We start from the raw sequence: 16,185 nt of genomic DNA, 5'->3' as shown, positions 1-16,185 counted from the left end.
GCGCTCGAGGATGGGTTGCGTAGGCAGTGGAGAGCCCGTGAGCCCCTTCGATGGTGAGGACCCGGCCGGGCACCGAGCCACGTCTTGAGATCGTCGTGGCTGTCGGCGGGGTTCCCCATGGGGAGAATGTGCCAATCCACAGCGTCCTCCTCAAGATCTGGAGTCCGGCATAGGGTCTCCGCGTCTGGCAGGGACATGCAGCCGCGGTTCCCGAAACTGGTTCGCTGCTCTTACACCCCCACCTTGATCCAGCGGACCACCTAGCCCGGCCGCGTGATGTCCACACTGCCGTGCCCCGTCCGCACTGCGGTGGCTGAAGCGACCGCAACCACACACCGCCGGGCCCTCACACCACAGCCGACGTCGCAGGCCGGCGGAGCAGGGTAGGAACCGCGTAGAAGCCTGTTTGGCCGGGCACGCCACAATCTCATGCCCCCGCCGTCAATCGCTCGGACATGTCGTGCGCCTCCGCTGCCCGGCCCTGGTCCCGGTACATGTCCAGCGCCGTCGCCCAGGCGCGCCGTGCTGCGGCAAGGTCTCCCGCGTCGGCGTGCACGTCTGCGAGGGACGCCCAAGTGTCGGCCTCACGATTGGCGTTGCCGATGGCGTGGAAGTGGGTGAGGGCCCGTTCGTACGCCTTCAGGGCACGCTCCGTGCGGCCGGTACGGCGGGCGATGTACGCGAGCGTGTCCCATGTCGCGGCCTGCCCCTCACCGTCCGCATGCTTCTCGAGCAGCGGGAGCGCCTGGAGGCAGTGCGCCTCGCCGCTCTCGAACCGGCCGAGGCGTGCCAGCGCCCAGCCGGTGCCGTTGAGGATGTTCGATTCGCCTACCTGGTCCGCGAGTTCGCGGTAGCCCTCCAGTGCCTGTGCGAAGTGCGGCAGGGCGCGCTCATAAGCGTTGATGCGGACGTGGACCTCGGCGAGCGAGTGGTGGGTACGGGTCAGGCCCGCGGTGTCGTCGTCGGCTCGGAAGTGCGCGAGAGCCGCGTCGAGATGAGGCAAGGCTTCGTCATATCTTCGCGCCTGTGCCAGGGCGACGCCGAGCCGTTGACGGATGTGGGCGGCCAGGAACGTATCGTCGAGGCCGGCGGCTGCATCCAGGGCCGTGTGCCACGCCCGGATACTCTCCTCGAACAGCCCGCGACGCCAGCGGAACGTGTGCAGCGCCCAGGTCAGCCGGCATAGCTGAAGGCGCATTCCGTGCTGTTGGGTGACTGTGACGATGTCCTGGAGGCAGGCATACTCGGCATCGAACCAGGCCAGCGCGGCCTGCGCGTCGTCGAAGGAGAGTGAAGCCGACTCCGGAACGTGCAGCGAGGGCGGATCCTGAGCCGTCCGGTGCGGCTCCAGGACCCGGTGCGCGGCTTGGGCGGTGCGCACGTAGAAGCTTACGAGCCGGCGCGTGTGCTGCTCGCGCTGTGCGGCGGTCAGGCGGTCCGCCCGCTCCTCGGCGTAGAGCCGGACCAGGTCGTGCATCTGGTAGCGGCCCGGCCGGTGCTGGCGGACCAGGCAGGCTTCCTCCAGGACGCGCGCGATCTGCCGGGTCGGCGCCAGGTCGCGTTCGCTGAGGTGAGCGAGCGCGGCCAAGGAGATGTCCTGGTGGGGCGTGAGCCCCAGCAGAGTGAAGGTTCGGGCCGGTTCCGGGTCGAGAGCGGCGTGCGACGCATCGAACAGGACGCGCAGACTGGCGGAGACGTCACCGGCGTCCAGCACGTCGAGACGGGTGCTCGGGTCGCGCAGGTCCCGGGCGAGCTGGTCGAGGGAGCCGCCCGGCAGGCCGTCCGCGTGCGCGGCTGCGATGTCGAGGGCCAGCGGCAGTCCGGCGCACCAGCGGACGATGTCGCGCAAGGCCGGTTCACCGGCGGCCCGTACGTCCCCCAGGCGGCGGGCGAACAGCCGCGACGACTCGGCAGCGGGCAGCACGCCGAGGCCGACTAGGTGCGCACCGGTCCGCACTCTGAGGCTGCTCAACCGGTTTCTGCTGGTCACAAGCGTCCGGCAGTCAGGTGTTCCGGGCAGGAGCGGCATGACCTGGGTGCTGTCGCGGGCGTTGTCGAGGAGCACCAGCATGCGGCGCCGGGCCATCAGTGTGCGATAGAGCGCCGCGCGGCCCTCGGTGTCGGCGGGCAGTTCGCTCTCGGCCGCCCCAAGAGCCATGAGGAACAGGCGCAGGACGTCACCGGGGTCGGTGGGGCGGGCGCTGGGACTGAAGCCGTTCAGCTGGGCGTAGAGCTGGCCGTCGGGGAACGCCTCGGCGTGCTGATGTGCCCAGCGCAGAGCGAGCCACGACTTGCCGACCCCCGCCATGCCCGCGATCACGCTGACGTCCGGTTGCGCATCGTCGGCGCGGCCGCCCCGTGTGTTCAGGAGGCGCAGGGCCTCCTCCCGGCCCACGAACCCCTGCGGACCGACCGGGAGTTGGCGCGGAATACGGCGGTCCGGAGCGGCGGCCGCGGGGGCGGCGAGCGCGTCGTCGAAGACGAGAATTTGCTGATGGAGTTCGCGCAGCCGGGGGCCGGGGTCGACGCCCAGCCGCTCGGCGAGCCGTTGCCGCACCTCCTCGTAGGCGGTCAGGGCGGCCGCGGGGCGGCCCGCCCGGTACAGGGCCAGCATGTGCAGATGGGCTGCTTGTTCATCGAGCGGCTCGGCGGTGGCGAGTGCGGCGAGCGGCTGGAGGGCGTCGACGTGCCGACCCTGGTCCAGCAGCAGCGCGCAGTGGTCCAGGCGGGCCTGCCGGTGTTCCTCCGCCAGAGTGAGGCGGTACGCGTCGAGCCAGGGGGAGCGCAGCCCGGCGAACGGCTCACCCTGCCAGAGCGCCAGCGCCTGACCGTACGACGTCTCGGCCTTGCGCGGGTCCTGCGCGCCGCGCGCCTGCTCGACCAGGGAGCGGAACCGGAACAGGTCGACGTTCCAGCTGTCGGTGCGCAGCACGTATCCCGCCGGTGTCCGCACAATGTCCCACCGCTCCTCGTCGCCCGGGTCCGAGCGCAGGGCACGCAACCGTGACACGTAGCTGTAGAGCGAGGCCATCGCACGCGGCGGGACCTCGTCCCCCCACACGCGCGCGACGAGCGTCTCCGCCGGGACGGGCCGGTTGACGTCGATCAGGAGCAGGGCCAGGACACAACGCTGACGCGGCGATCCAGGGGCGACCTCGACGCCTCGCGCGCGGATGGTCACATTCCCGAGAAGGGTGAATCCGATGCTCATGCCGGTCCTTCGTTCCGCGAGGTCTCACCGGAGCCGGACCGGCCGCCGCGGCTGCCCACCCGGCGCCGAACCGTGCACCCCTGCAAGAAACTATCAAGTTCCGTACAGGGCGCGTGCGGAACAGTGAAGGCGACCAGCACGCACCACAGGGGGAAGGACCGCCTCATGACCCACCACGCCGTACTGCTCCGCGGACTGCTCGGAGTCACCGCCGCCGCAGCTCTCCTGACCACCGCGGCGGGGGCGGCCACCGCGCAGACCGCACCGGCCGCCCATGCGGCAGCCGCACCGGCGAAGACGCTGGGCGCGCAGTCCTCGGCGGGCCGCTACCTGGTGGACGGCGCCCGCATCCACACGCAGCCCAGCACCACCTCCACGACGGTCGGTTACGGCTATGGAAGCCACAGCGTCACCGTCCACTGCCGTCGCGTCGTGGCAGGGCAGGAGTGGTTCTACCACACGGACAACACCACGCGCGTGACCGGTTGGGGCCGCTACGTCGTCGTCGTCCCGTTCATCGCCGTCGGCGACTGCTGACCCGACCACAGGAGCCATCCGTGAGCGCATCCATCAGCCGCCGGCCGCGTGCGCCCGCCGGTACTCTCGCTGTCCCCGGCGCCTCGGCAGCGCCCGACACCGCGCCGCAGGTTGCCGCTGCGGCGCCGGGGGACTACTTGGGAACGGGAATGCGAATCCGGGCCTAGGCCAACGGCTCGTCCACGATCAAGGGTCTCAAGGGTCTGGAATACGCGGGGCAGGGAGTGACCGTCTCCTGCCGGCAAGACGGACCCACCTCCAACCCGAACTTGACCATCAGCTGGTACTACCGCCGCAACAACGCCACTGGCGTCACCGGCTGGTCCAGCTGGGACGTCCTCCGGCCGTCTGCCTCCGTACCGCACTGCTGACACCACGGTAGGTACGCACGATCGGGCCCGGCCCTTCGCCCACGGGGGTGGCGGAGGGCCGGACGCGCTGCTTCCCCAGCGTCCGTACGCCAACGTGCTCCCTGCCCTTCCGGTCCCGGCGTCCAGCGCGGCGCCGGGGTGCTACCGGGACCGGAGACACCCGACATCGGCTCACCCGGTCCGCAGGCCAACGCCGACTTTTTCACCCGTTGCCCTCCGCCTCCTCGGCGGTCGTGCCAGAGTCCCGCGCACCGGTAACCGGCAGTGGCACTTGCAAGAAGCGTGCAAGACGCCCCCAAGGCAAACCGGCAATGCTGCTGAAAAACCCCGCTCCCGGAACTCTCCCTCAAAGGATGAGGAAACCATGGACAGAACCCTTTCGCGTACCGGGCTCGTCACCATCAGCGCGGTAGTCGGCCTGCTCATCGCCACTGGTGGCGTCAGTCAGGCGCAGCCCGCAACTGCGGCAGCTGCGCGGACCGCGGCAGCGTACAGCGTCGTGCCGTACGAGAACGTCAACGTCCGCAAGCTCCCCACCAAGGACAGCGCCTACTTGGCCACCCTCACTGCCGGAAGCACCTACACCGCCTACTGCTGGACTCACGGACAGACGATCAAGGACCACGGGATCACCAACGACATCTGGATCGGTTTCGCGGATGGCTACAGCAGCGCCGTGTACTTCAAGGGCAATGAGTACGCCAACCTGCCGCAATCCGCTCAGTGCTGACCATTACCTCGGACACGAAGGAGAACAGCGTGCGATTCAGTGCTCGCGCAGTCGGCGTCGCCGCAGGGTTCGGTGCCGGCGTCGGTCTGCTTGGCATAGGTGCGCCCTCGGCCGCCGCTGCGGACGCCTGCGTCACCAGCGGACCGGCCACCTACTGCCACAACGTCTACGGCGCCCCCGTATACGGCAGTTACGACGGTACCGGCCAGGTGGTCGGCCGCATGTACACCACCTACAGCTGGTTCAGCTGCCGACTGGACAAAGGCGGCTACGTCGGCGGCCCGCACCCCTACCGATGGCTGCTCACCAAGGCGGACAACGGGGTATGGGGGTGGATGAAGGACACCTCCATCAGCTCCGAGACCGACTCCGTCATCCCCTGTTAGCCCTGCTTTCGCTGGTCAGGCAGGGGGCGGCTCGGCCTGAGGGAGACCTCCGGCGTCTTGTTTCCGTTCGGGGAGCTGGGGGGTGCGATGGCGTCGGTGCTGGGCATGCTGGATAGCAGGAGGCCGCCGCCTGAACCGCCCCGGGTGAGGTGGAGACTCGATGCTGAACGCGGTGATGGAGAAGCTCGGCATCGGTTGGCGCGAGACGCTGCGCAAGTGGATCCGCCAAGGCCAGATTGACACCGGGCAGCGGCCGGGGGACGACGACCGAGGAGGCCGCGCAGGTCAAGGCCCTGAAGCATGAGTCGGTGACGCACACGAACAACGCCTCGCCCGCGAACTGCACGCAGGCGGATGGACGGTCCAGCGCTGCGGACAAGGCACCTTTCCACCGGCCGTCCAGCACGCCCTGGCCCGGACCGACTCCGTGTTGCGGTACTTCCCCGACCTCATCGCCGCCCGCGACCACGAAGTGATCACCATCGACGCCAAGGGCCGCCTGCCGAGCACCCACACCGACCGTTACGCGATCAGCACTCCAGGACCCGAAGCTGCAGGAACCTCGCGAGCTCCGCCGGATCCCTGGGGCTGGAGAACTTCAGCAGCTCCCGCGCCCACTCACTCACCGCCCCGGCCGCCTCGACGCCCCCCAGAGCATCAGCGTCATCCAGGGAACCGTCTTCCTCAGCCCCTCCAGCCCCTTCGTCTTCCGAACTCCCGCTGCGCAAACGGGAGTCGGCAAGGGCCTCCAGGGTCTCGGTGTGGTGCGCCCGCAGCGCTTCGAGGACCTTCGCCAGCCCGCTGTAAGCCGGGGAGGTCAACGTGTCCTCGGGATCTTCGCCTTCTCCGAGGAACACCGGGACGATGAGCGAGGCGATTTTCCCTTGCTCGGGTTTCATGCGCAGGGCGCGTCCGACCACCGGCGCGTTGTGCAACGGCCCCGCCGCCTCAAGAGCGCGGCGAGCGGCAGAAATGGTCGGTAGGGCGGCCGGTATGCGGCGGATACCGCGGCGAGGAGGTCCCGCTACCGGCGTCGCATGTCCGGGCTCTCAAAGGGGGGCTCACACCGGACCTTCGCCGGTCGACCGGGCCCGGCCCGGCAGCAAGCATCACCTGATGTCGACCGGCACGGTACCCCCTTGGCGGTCCTGCTGAGCGGCGGCAACCGCCACGACGTCACCCAGCTGATCCCGTTGCTGGACGTCATACCCCGCATCCGCGGGATGCGCGGACGGCCGCGGCGTCTGTTCGCCGACCGCGGCTACGACTACGGCCACTACCGCCGCCTGGTACGGGCCCGCGGCATCACCCCGAAGTTCGCTCGCAAGCGCCTGCGCATCCGCTACGAGGTACGGGCCGGCCTGCACTTCGGGCTGCTGCAACTCGCCTGCAGCATCATCTGCCTGCGACGCCTACGTACATCATTCTGAAACGGTCAGTAAGGGGTGACACGGCACGGTGCGTGCCCTGTCCGCCCGGCTGTATAGGGTGTCTGTCGTGCCCGGCGAAACTGACCTGCGACGACTCTTGACCGGCATGCGGCCGGAGCTGAATCCGGGACGCTATGTGTTCACCACCGTGGGCGGTGGCGTCCCGCCCGGTGTGACCCCGGTCGTCACGGTGACCGAGCCGGAGGGTCTCACCCTGGTGCTGCGGCAGGAGGACGCCGAAGCGGCAGGGCTCAAGTACGACTATGTGGCCGGGTGGTTGGTCCTGCGGGTGCACTCGGCCCTGGACGCGGTGGGCCTGACCGCCGCCGTCGCACAGGAACTCGCCGGGGCCGGGATGAGCTGCAACGTGGTGGCTGGATTCCACCACGACCATCTCTTCGTGCCGTACGAGGCGACGCACCGTGCTCTGGAGCTGCTCGAAGGACTCTCCCGCAGATGTGCGGCCGACATCGCGTAGTAGCCTCGGTGATCCATTCGGGAAGGGCCTTCGACATGCTCAGGACGCGGAGAACCGGCCCCTGCCGGGTGCTCCGGGTTCGTACGCTTCCCTTCCCGTCACCGGGAGAGGATTGAAGGAATGACAGTAAGCGTGCGCACCTCGGAGACCATCGAGGTGGTGGGGGCACGGACCAACAACCTCCGTGACGTCACCGTGCGCATCCCCAAGGGGCAGGTGGTGGCCTTCACCGGCGTCAGTGGCAGCGGCAAGACCTCCTTAGCGATCGACACCCTGCACAACGAGGCCCAACTCCGTTATCTGGAAGGGCTCTCGCCGTTCGTCCGGCAGTACATCACCCAGCGCAACCGCCCCAAGGTGGACCGGGTCCTCGGCCTGGGCGCCACCCTCGCCGTCGACCAGCGCCGGCTCAACCGCAATCCACGCTCCACCGTCGCCACCATCACCGGCATCGACGGTCACCTCGGACTGCTGTACTCCCGGCTGCCGGGCATCGGCCCGGATGCGCTTCCCGGTGACGGACATCTCAGCTCCGCCCACTTCGACCGGCACACCCCGGAAGGAAGCTGCTCCGAGTGCCACGGTGTCGGCGGAGTCTGGCAGGCCCAGGAGGAACTCGTCATCACGCGACCGGAGTTGCCCCTCTTCGAGGGAGCCTCCCCCTGGTACGCGAAGTGGCGTTCCGGCGAACACGCCTTCATCCCCGCACTGGCCGAGAAGCGCGGCGTGGACCTCGCCCTGCCCTGGCAGTCGCTGCCCGAGCGCTTCCGGCACGAGGTGCTGTACGGCACGGGTGACGAGAGGATCGAAGCCACCGTCGACATGCCGAACAAGAACGAGACGTCCTCCTGGACGTACACCTCCAGCGAGCCGCTGCGAGGAGCGCTCGCCGAGGTCGAGCGGGTCTTCGCGAACGCGGCGACACCCAGCGCGAAAGAGCGGTACCTGCCGTACATGCGCAAGATGCCCTGCACCACTTGCGGGGGCAGCGGTTACGACGAGATCGCCCGGTCGGTGAGGCTCGGCGGGCTCGCCTACCCCGAACTCCTTGAGGCCGACGTTCGCGAGGTGCGCGCCTGGGGCGACCGGGTCACCTCCGGCCTCGACACCCCACAGCGCGCGGTCGGCGAACCCCTCCTGCAGGATCTCGCCCGCAGACTTCGGGTCCTGGACCGCCTCGGCCTCGCCCACCTCCAACTGTCCCGCAGCGCGGCCACCCTGTCCGGCGGCGAACTCCAGCGCACCCGGCTCGCCGCCCAGCTCAGCACCGAACTCAGCGACATCATCTTCGTACTCGACGAACCGGGCACCGGCCTCCACCCCGCCGACAAGGCCCATCTCCTGGACATCGCACTGGAGTTGCGCGCCGCCGGGAACACCGTGCTGCTGGTCGAGCACGACCCGGAACTCATCGCCCGCGCCGACTGGGTCATCGACATGGGACCGGGCGCCGGACGGCTCGGCGGTGAGGTGCTCGTCTCCGGCACCCCCGCCGACGTCGCCGAAGACCCCCGCTCGCTCACCGGCCACTACCTCGCCGGGAAGGGACCACGGCTGCGCCGCAGCCGCCGGCCGGTCGGGCAGGGCACGGAATGGGTGGAACTGCACGGGCTGTCCGCGCACAACGTGACGGCGGACCTGGTCCGCTTCCCCGTGGGCCGGCTGACCTGCCTGACCGGGGTCAGCGGCAGCGGCAAGAGCAGCCTGCTCGGCGCCCTCGGCGCCGGGACCGAGGCGGCTCTGGCCGGAACGGCGGCCGACGCCGTCCGCCGGGTCACCGGGGCCGGGGCCTTCGGCTGGGTCGCCGTGGTCGACCAGGAGCCGATCGGCCGGACACCCCGGTCCAACCCCGCCACCTACAGCAAGGCGTTCGACATCGTCCGCAAGCTGTTCGCGGAGACCGACGAGGCACGCAAGCGTGGCATCAAGGCCTCCTGGTTCTCCTTCAACGCGGCCAACGGCGGACGCTGCGAGGTCTGCACGGGTTACGGCCGCAAGCTGGTCGACATGCACTTCCTGCCGGACGTGTGGGTGGTCTGCGACGCCTGCGAGGGACGCCGCTACACAAAGGAGGCCCTGGAGATCACTTACCAGGGACTGACCATCGACGGGGTGCTGGAGCTGACCGTCGCCGAGGCCGTCGAACGCCTCACGGAGAACCGGCAGTTGGCGGACGCGCTCAAGGCCATGGACCGGGTCGGCCTCGGCTATCTGCAACTCGGCCAGAACGCCACGGAACTCTCCGGCGGCGAGGCGCAGCGTCTCAAGCTCGCGTCGGCGATCCAGCGCGGCTCGGGGGGCCGCAAGGCCGGACTGGTCGTGCTCGACGAACCCGTCTCGGGTCTGCACCCCTCCGACATCCAGCGCATGGTGGACGCCTTCGACCTGCTCCTGGACTCGGGCAACACGGTGGTCGTCGCCGAGCACGACATCCCCGTCGCGGCCTCCGCGGACTGGGTGATCGACCTCGGTCCGGGCGCCGGACCGGACGGGGGAGCGGTCGTGGCGGCCGGCACCCCCGACCAGGTCGCCGAGGCCCGCACCCCGACCGCGGGCTACTTCCGCCGGTACATGGCGGGCCTGCCACTGCTGAACGGGCACGGCGGCCGCTGACACACCGGTGACGCCCCGCGTCCGGCCGTCGCGCACACGGTCAGGCGCGGGGCGACACCAGCTCCACTACGGTGATGTCCGGGTCGGCGTCCAGGCGGACGGGCGGCCCCCAGAAGCCGGTGCCCCGGCTCACGTAGAGCAGGGTGTCCCGGTACCGGCTCAGCCCGGCGACGTGCGGCTCGACCAAGGACGCGAGACGGGTGAAGGGCCACAGCTGGCCGCCGTGGGTGTGCCCGGACAACTGGAGGTCCACCCCGTACCTGGCGGCCTCCGTGACCTGAGCGGGCTGGTGGGCGAGGAGGACCACGGCCCGGTTCCGGTCGCGTCCGCCCAACGCGGCTTCGTAGTCGGGGCCGTCGTCGTGGTCGACGCCGCTCGCGTCCTCGATCCCGGCCAGGTCGAAGCCCGGCAGGGCGATCCGCTCGTTGCGCAAGGGACGCAGCCCGAGCTCGCGCACGAAGCGGACCCACTGCTCGGCGCCCGAGTAGAACTCGTGGTTCCCGGTCACGTAGTAGACGCCGTGCGGCGCCCGCAGATTCGCGAGCGGTTCGGCGGCCCGCCCCTGGACCGCCACGTCGGCGTCCTCCACCAGGTCGCCCACGAGGGCCACCAGGTCCGGCTCGGTGCCGTTGAGGAGGTCCACCAGCTGCCGCGTTCGGGAACGCCCCACCAGCACGTTCAGGTGGATGTCGCTGATCAGCGCGATCCGGAAACCGTGGGCCTCCGGGCCGAGCCGGGTCAGGGGCACGACGAGGCGCCTGACGCGGGGCGGCCCCAGCGCGGTGTACGCGCCGTACCCCACGGCGGCGCCCGCGGCGGTCCCCGCGGCGACGGCGACGACCCGGCTCACGAACATCCGCCGGGAGGCCGGGAGCCCGTCGGCCGACGCGGGCGCCGGGCTGTCCGGGCCGGGCACGGACCCCGTACCGTACAGGCGCTCCCCGCCGTCCCCGGACACCGTGTCACCGGCGAAGTGCCTCCGGCGGACCCGCATCAGCACGGGACGGACCGCCTCACCCGCCAGCAGCGCCAGCGTCAGGTAGAGGATCCCCGCCATCCAGGTGAAGCCGGGCCAGCCGACCGCGGTGGCCAGCGGAGCGGGCAGCGCGCGCTCCGCTGGCGGCGCGGCCACCAGCAGCAGCGCCAGCAGCACGATCAGGACCGTACCGGCCCGGCGCCACCACGAACGCGGGGACGTCGTGGCGCGGACCATCCGCCACCACACGTAGAAGTGGGCGCCGGCCAGGACGGGCAGCACGAGCGCGACGAACAACGCGGAGGACACCGGACCCCCGGATCAGTCGGCGACGGTGCGCGGCTCACCGCACCAGCGACGCAGCGCCCTCGTGAGCCCCCGGCCGGGTTCGACGCCCGCCCAGGCCACGTAGCCGTCCGGCCGGATCAGCACATGCGCGGGCCACCCGGCGCCGATGGGTTCGGCGAGCACACCCGTACGCAGCCGCGCCTCCCAGCCCACGGCGGCCGGCGGACAACCCTCCGTGCCGGTCAGCACGAAATGACCGCTCCGGAACAACTCGTACAGCCGCTCCGGGCCGCCGGGGGTCGCCACGAGCGGCCGGTCCGGTATCCGCCGGCCCGTCCACCGGTCGCCCTTGTCCGCCGGGTAACGCAGGGTCAGCCCCGACAGGTGCAGCACGTTCAGCCGGTGCACCGGCTTGATCCGCATCGACCACATGGCGGCCTTCCGCAGCACCCGCGCGGGAAGGCTGTCGGAGGTCTCGAAGCGGAAGGACAGATCGGTCTTGCGCAGCGTCTCCGCCGCGATCGGGTACCGCTCCGCCTCGTAACTGTCGAGCACTCCTGGCGGCGCCCATCCGTCGAGGACCGCACGCAGCTTCCAGCCCAGGTTGAACGCGTCCTGGATACCCGTCTGGAGGCCCTGTCCGCCGGACGGGATGTGCGTGTGCGCGGCGTCCCCCGCGAGCAGCACCCGCCCGGCCCGGTACGTCTTCGCGTGCCGCTGCGAGCTGCGGAACCGGGACAACCACAGCGGGCTGTGCATGCCGATGTCCGTACCCAGGATGGCGGCGCAGCTCTCGCTCAGATCCTCCAGCGTCAGCGGCTCGTCGGCGGGGACGGCGAACTTCTCCCGGTCCAGCACGATGACCCGGTACGTGCCGTCGCGGAACGGGAACAGGGCAGCCATGCCGCGCCGGGTGATCCGCGCGTACTCGGCCGGCCCCGGCGGGCTGCTCAGCCGGGCGTCGGCCATCATCAGCGACTGGTCGTAGTTCCAGCCGTCGAACTCCACGCCGATGGCGTTACGCACGGTCGAGTTCACCCCGTCACAGCCGACGACGTACCGGGCCCGGACCGTGGCCGGACCCTCCGGCCCGGTCAGCTCGACGTCGACCCCGTCGTCGTCCTGCGAAAGGCCGGTCATCTCGGTCCCGAAGAGCAGCACCGCGCCCGCCTTCTCGGCGGCGGCCTGCAGCGCGTCCTCGGTCCGCGCCTGCGGGATCGACAGGCTGAAGGGGAAAGGCGTGTCGAGCAGCCCGTAGTCCAGGTAGCCGTCCTCGTTGCCGAGCGGCGGATGCGGGCATTCCCGCCCCCAGGCCAGCACGTCGCCCACCCGGCCGCGCATGTCGAGGAGTTCCAGAGTGCGGGGCTCGACCGTGCAGGCACGGGACAGCCGGCTGCGCCCGGTGCGCTTGTCGACCACCTGGCAGGAGACGCCGAAGCCGGCCAGTTCCGCCGCGAGCGCGAGCCCGGCGGGTCCGGCGCCGACGATGAGCACCTGGGGGGACGGCGGCATCTTCTGACTCCTTCGCAACGGCCGGACCCGCGGCACGGGCAGTGCGCGGGGCGCGATACCACGGCAGGCGCGGGCCGGTCCGGGACCACGGGGCCGCTTCCCGTCGGGATGACGGCCAGTTAACGGGCGGGTGCGAAGCGGGCGCAACCACGCTGAGAACGAGGTAAGAGACGGCGGAGAGCGGGGGCCCGCGGATGAGACCGGATCGAGCACCGGATTGAGAACGGCGCGTTCTAGCGTGACGGCCGATCGTCTGCCGCACCCGCGTTCCTGCCCGCAGGGAGGAGTTCCGCCATGACCGCGCGTCCGCCGGAACCGAGCCGTACACCGGCCGACCCGGCCGCCACACACCCACCGGCCGCCCTCTCCCTCGCGGAAACCCCCGCCGGACTCGCGCGTGAGGACCTGGAATCCCTGCTGACCATCCGCCACTTCGAGAATCTGCTGCTGCGGATGTTCGCCGAGGGCAGACTCAACGGCACCACGCACACCTGTCTCGGACAGGAGTACGTGCCGGTCTCCCTGGCCCCGCTGCTCGCGGGCGAGCACGTGCTCAGCAACCACCGGGGCCACGGCCACTACCTCGCCCTGTTCCGGGACCCCGCCGGACTGCTCGCAGAGATCATGGGACGCGCCGGCGCGGTGTGCTCCGGCGTCGGCGGCAGCCAGCACATCCGCCGAGACGGCTACCTCTCCACCGGCGTGCAGGGGCAGAGCCTGCCGCTCGCCGTCGGCATCGGACTGCGCTGCAAGCGCACGGGATCCGGCCGGCTCGCCGCCGCGTTCGTCGGCGACGGCACCTGGGGCGAGGGAGCGGTCTACGAAGCACTCAACATGGCCGCGCTGTGGCAGGTGCCGGTCCTGGTGGTCGTCGAACACAACGGGATCGCCCAGTCCACCCCGACGCGCGCCCAGATGGCCGGTTCGATCGCCGACCGGGCCGCCGCCTTCGGCATCGACTTCGTGGAGATCACCGGCCACCACGTACCGGAGATCCGGGAACGGCTCACCCCCGTGGTGCGCCGGGTCCGCGAGGAACACCGCCCGGCCGTCGTGCAGTTCACCACCCAGCGGTTGGGCCCTCACAGCAAGGGCGACGACACCCGCGACCCGGTGGAGGTCGAGCGGCTCCGAGCCGGCGACTGGTACCGGGAGCTGACCGGCCGGCTGGGCGCGCCGTTCCGGGAACTCGACGCGCGCATCCGCGCCGACCTGGAAGAGATGGCCCGCGAGGTGGAGGCGCGACCGCCCGCCACCTGGACGGGGTCCGGTGCCGCGGACCCGAGGACGGAGGACCGATGGCCGAACTGACCGAGCCGACCGACCTGAGCGGACTGACCGGCCTCGTCGCCGAGGTGCTCCAGATACCCGCCGACGAGGTGACGGAGGAGACGGGGACCGCCACCACGGCGGCCTGGACCAGCCTGCGGCACGTCCAGATCGTCTCCCGCGTCGAGCACACCTACGGCATCCGGCTCACCGCCCGCGAGGTGCGCCGCTGCCGGAGCGTCGGCGCCCTGCGCGCGGCGCTCGCCGCGAAGCGGGGGACGCCGTGACCCGCCCCGCGCCCCGTGTGGTGGAGGCGCTCAACGCGGCCCTGCACCGCCTGTTCGAGGAACGGTCCTCGTTGCACCTGCTCGGCGAGGACGTGCGTGACCCGTACGGCGGCGCCTTCAAAGTGACCCGCGGTCTGTCGGCCCGCCACCCGGACCGGGTGCTCTCCACCCCGATCAGCGAGGCGGGCATCACCGGCGTGGCGGGCGGCCTGGCGCTCGCGGGCGACCAGGCGATCGTGGAGATGATGTTCGGCGACTTCGCCGCGCTCGCCTTCGACCAGATCCTCAACCTGATCTCCAAGTCGGTGACCATGTACGGCGAGCGGGTGCCGATGCCGGTCGTGGTGCGCTGCCCCGTGGGCGGCAACCGCGGCTACGGTCCCACCCACAGCCAGAGCCTCCAGAAGCACTTCCTGGGCGTGCCCAACCTGGCGCTGTACGAGACGAGTCCCTTCCACGACCCGTACGTCCAGCTCGTCGAGGGACTCGACCGGGGACCGTCGATGCTCTTCGAGGACAAGGTCCTCTACACCCGGCGGATGTTCCGCGACGGGGTGGTGGACGAGCACCACCGGTACGCGCTGCGGGGCGGGTCCACCGGCTGGGCGCACATTTCCCCCATGGACGGCACCGCCGCGGACGTGGTGCTGATCTGTCCGGGCGGCACCGCGCACCGGGCCCTCGACGCCGCGCGGCTCCTGCGCCCCCGCGGGATCGCCGCGCACGTCCTGGTCCCCGCCCGGCTCTACCCGCTCGACCTGGAGCCGGTGCTGCCGCTGCTGGCGGACGCCCGGCTGGTCGCCGTGGCGGAGGAGAGCACCGAGGGCGGTACCTGGGGCGCCGACATCGCCGCCCGGCTGCACACGAGGATCTGGGCGCAACTGCGTTCGCCCGTCCTGTTGCTGAACTCGGCCGACTCGGTGGTGCCGACCGCACCGCACCTGGAGGCGCGGGTGCTGCTCGGCGCGGAGCTGATCGCCGACGAGATCGAGGCCGGCGTGGCCCGCTCCCTGCCGCCCCGCACACCGGCCGCCCTGCCGCCTGCCGCCCCGCTCACGGCCGCCGGGCCGGAGATCGCTGAAGCGGGAAGCGCCGAGCCCGCGGCCGGTGTGCCGGTCGCCGTTCCCAAGCTCAACAACAACGACACCGCCTACCTGGTGCTCCGGTGGTTCGCCGACGACGGCGCGCACGTCGACGAGGGAGACCCGCTGGTCGAGCTGGAGACCTCCAAGGCGGTCGAGGAGATCGCCGCACCGGCTGCCGGACATCTGCGGGTGCGCGCCGCGGAAGGCAGCGAGGTCGGCGTCGGGGAACTCCTCGCCGAACTCCTCGCCGAGCCCTCCGCCGCCCCCGTGCCCGCGACCGCGCCCCCTCCCGCCCCGGAGCCCGGCACCGACGTCCGCACCCATGTGCTCGACCGGGCCCAGCAGGGGACCGCCGCGGTGGTCACCCGCGCCCACCGGGAGGTGCCCGTCGCCTTCGCCGCGGTCGAGGTCACCGTGGACACGGTGCTGGCCAGGCTGCGCGCCCTGTCCGACGAGAGCGGCGCCGAGGTCGGACTGCCGGAGGCTGTGGTCAAGGCCGTGGCCGCCGCGCACCCCGCCTTCCCGCACCTGTTCGGCACCCTGGTGGACGAACGGACCGTGCGGCTCGCCGACACCGTGGACATCGGCGTCACCGTGGACGCCGGGAACGGCCTCTACATCCCCGTGCTGCGGGACTGCGCCGGCCGTTCCCTCGCCGACCTCTCCGACGACCTCATGGACTTCCGGCTGAAGGCGTTCCGCGCCGAGTTCACCGCGGGCGAGCTGTCCGGCGGCTCCCTGAGCGTGTCGCTGAACACCGAGCCAGGTGTCCTGTTCGTCCAGCCGATCGTCATGGCGCCGCAGCTCTGCATGGTCTCGGTGGGCGGCCCGCTCACCCGGCTCGTCCTTCAGGACGGGGCGCCCGCCTCCACCACCGTGGTCACCCTCGGACTCGCCTACGACCACAGGGTGGTCAACGGCCGGGACGCGGTCGCCTTCCTGCGCACCGTCGCGGACGCCCTCCACCACGCGGAGAAGCTCGTCGAACTGGGCGACCCGCAGTGAGCCCTGT

At 71.2% G+C, this 16,185-nt stretch carries 13 protein-coding genes and 1 pseudogene; 10 read left to right on the top strand and 4 right to left on the bottom strand.

Annotated elements, in window-relative coordinates; genetic code table 11:
- Window positions 1–427: 427 nt before the first annotated feature.
- The gene (locus ABZ877_RS08585) at window positions 428–3,211 is read right to left on the bottom strand and encodes a BTAD domain-containing putative transcriptional regulator (protein WP_361066534.1); all 2,784 of its coding nucleotides are present in this window, start codon (window positions 3,209–3,211) and stop codon (window positions 428–430) included.
- 165 nt (window positions 3,212–3,376) lie between these two features.
- Here ABZ877_RS08585 and ABZ877_RS08580 point away from each other — a divergent pair, with 165 nt between their 5' ends.
- The 4 genes from ABZ877_RS08580 to ABZ877_RS08565 all read left to right on the top strand — a co-directional run bounded on the left by ABZ877_RS08580 (window position 3,377) and on the right by ABZ877_RS08565 (window position 5,539).
- Complete coding sequence (locus ABZ877_RS08580; RefSeq protein WP_361066531.1) at window positions 3,377–3,748, top strand: hypothetical protein; 372 nt, start codon at window positions 3,377–3,379, stop codon at window positions 3,746–3,748.
- 735 nt (window positions 3,749–4,483) lie between these two features.
- Window positions 4,484–4,849 (top strand): SH3 domain-containing protein, encoded by a 366-nt coding sequence (locus ABZ877_RS08575; protein WP_361066528.1) that lies wholly within the window; start codon window positions 4,484–4,486, stop codon window positions 4,847–4,849.
- A gap of 29 nt (window positions 4,850–4,878) precedes the next feature.
- Window positions 4,879–5,235, top strand: a complete 357-nt coding sequence (locus ABZ877_RS08570) for a hypothetical protein (RefSeq protein WP_361066525.1) — start codon at window positions 4,879–4,881, stop codon at window positions 5,233–5,235.
- Between the two features lie 160 nt (window positions 5,236–5,395).
- Window positions 5,396–5,539 carry a hypothetical protein gene (locus tag ABZ877_RS08565; RefSeq protein ID WP_361066522.1) on the top strand — a complete coding sequence of 48 codons (144 nt, stop codon included), beginning with the start codon at window positions 5,396–5,398 and terminating at the stop codon, window positions 5,537–5,539.
- 226 nt (window positions 5,540–5,765) lie between these two features.
- Here ABZ877_RS08565 and ABZ877_RS08560 read toward each other — a convergent pair whose 3' ends face one another.
- Window positions 5,766–6,170: a hypothetical protein gene (locus tag ABZ877_RS08560; RefSeq protein ID WP_361066519.1), complete on the bottom strand. Its 405-nt coding sequence runs from the start codon at window positions 6,168–6,170 to the stop codon at window positions 5,766–5,768.
- A 130-nt stretch (window positions 6,171–6,300) separates the two neighbouring features.
- On the opposite strand from ABZ877_RS08560, the pseudogene ABZ877_RS08555 reads away from it, so the two are divergent.
- The 3 genes and pseudogenes from ABZ877_RS08555 to ABZ877_RS08545 form a co-directional block, all read left to right on the top strand.
- Window positions 6,301–6,665: pseudogene (locus ABZ877_RS08555) on the top strand (transposase); the annotation flags it as partial.
- Between the two features lie 67 nt (window positions 6,666–6,732).
- Entirely contained in the window at window positions 6,733–7,143 is a 411-nt protein-coding gene (locus ABZ877_RS08550) for an ACT domain-containing protein (protein ID WP_361066516.1), read from the top strand.
- 132 nt (window positions 7,144–7,275) lie between these two features.
- Entirely contained in the window at window positions 7,276–9,756 is a 2,481-nt protein-coding gene (locus ABZ877_RS08545; RefSeq protein ID WP_361066513.1) for an excinuclease ABC subunit UvrA, read from the top strand.
- A gap of 40 nt (window positions 9,757–9,796) precedes the next feature.
- On the opposite strand, the gene ABZ877_RS08540 is transcribed toward ABZ877_RS08545, so the two are convergent.
- Window positions 9,797–11,041 carry a metallophosphoesterase gene (locus tag ABZ877_RS08540; RefSeq protein ID WP_361066510.1) on the bottom strand — a complete coding sequence of 415 codons (1,245 nt, stop codon included), beginning with the start codon at window positions 11,039–11,041 and terminating at the stop codon, window positions 9,797–9,799.
- Between the two features lie 12 nt (window positions 11,042–11,053).
- Complete coding sequence (locus ABZ877_RS08535; protein WP_361066507.1) at window positions 11,054–12,532, bottom strand: FAD-dependent monooxygenase; 1,479 nt, start codon at window positions 12,530–12,532, stop codon at window positions 11,054–11,056.
- Between the two features lie 294 nt (window positions 12,533–12,826).
- On the opposite strand from ABZ877_RS08535, the gene ABZ877_RS08530 reads away from it, so the two are divergent.
- The 3 genes from ABZ877_RS08530 to ABZ877_RS08520 are packed head-to-tail and all read left to right on the top strand — an operon-like array spanning window position 12,827 to window position 16,178.
- Window positions 12,827–13,843: a thiamine pyrophosphate-dependent dehydrogenase E1 component subunit alpha gene (locus ABZ877_RS08530; RefSeq protein WP_361066504.1), complete on the top strand. Its 1,017-nt coding sequence runs from the start codon at window positions 12,827–12,829 to the stop codon at window positions 13,841–13,843.
- Window positions 13,831–14,088, top strand: a complete 258-nt coding sequence (locus ABZ877_RS08525; RefSeq protein ID WP_361066501.1) for a phosphopantetheine-binding protein — start codon at window positions 13,831–13,833, stop codon at window positions 14,086–14,088. Before ABZ877_RS08530 ends, ABZ877_RS08525 begins: the two co-directional genes overlap by 13 nt.
- A complete protein-coding gene (locus ABZ877_RS08520) occupies window positions 14,085–16,178 on the top strand; it encodes a 2-oxo acid dehydrogenase subunit E2 (protein ID WP_361066498.1) in 2,094 nt (697 codons plus the stop codon). The genes ABZ877_RS08525 and ABZ877_RS08520 overlap by 4 nt, the downstream gene beginning before the upstream one ends.
- Window positions 16,179–16,185: the final 7 nt, after the last annotated feature.

The sequence above is a fragment of the Streptomyces sp. NPDC046939 genome (genome assembly GCF_040644575.1).
Classification (GTDB): Bacteria; Actinomycetota; Actinomycetes; order Streptomycetales; family Streptomycetaceae; genus Streptomyces.
The sequence above is the reverse complement of the archived record's forward strand: the minus strand, read 5'-3'. Positions and strand labels throughout refer to the sequence as shown.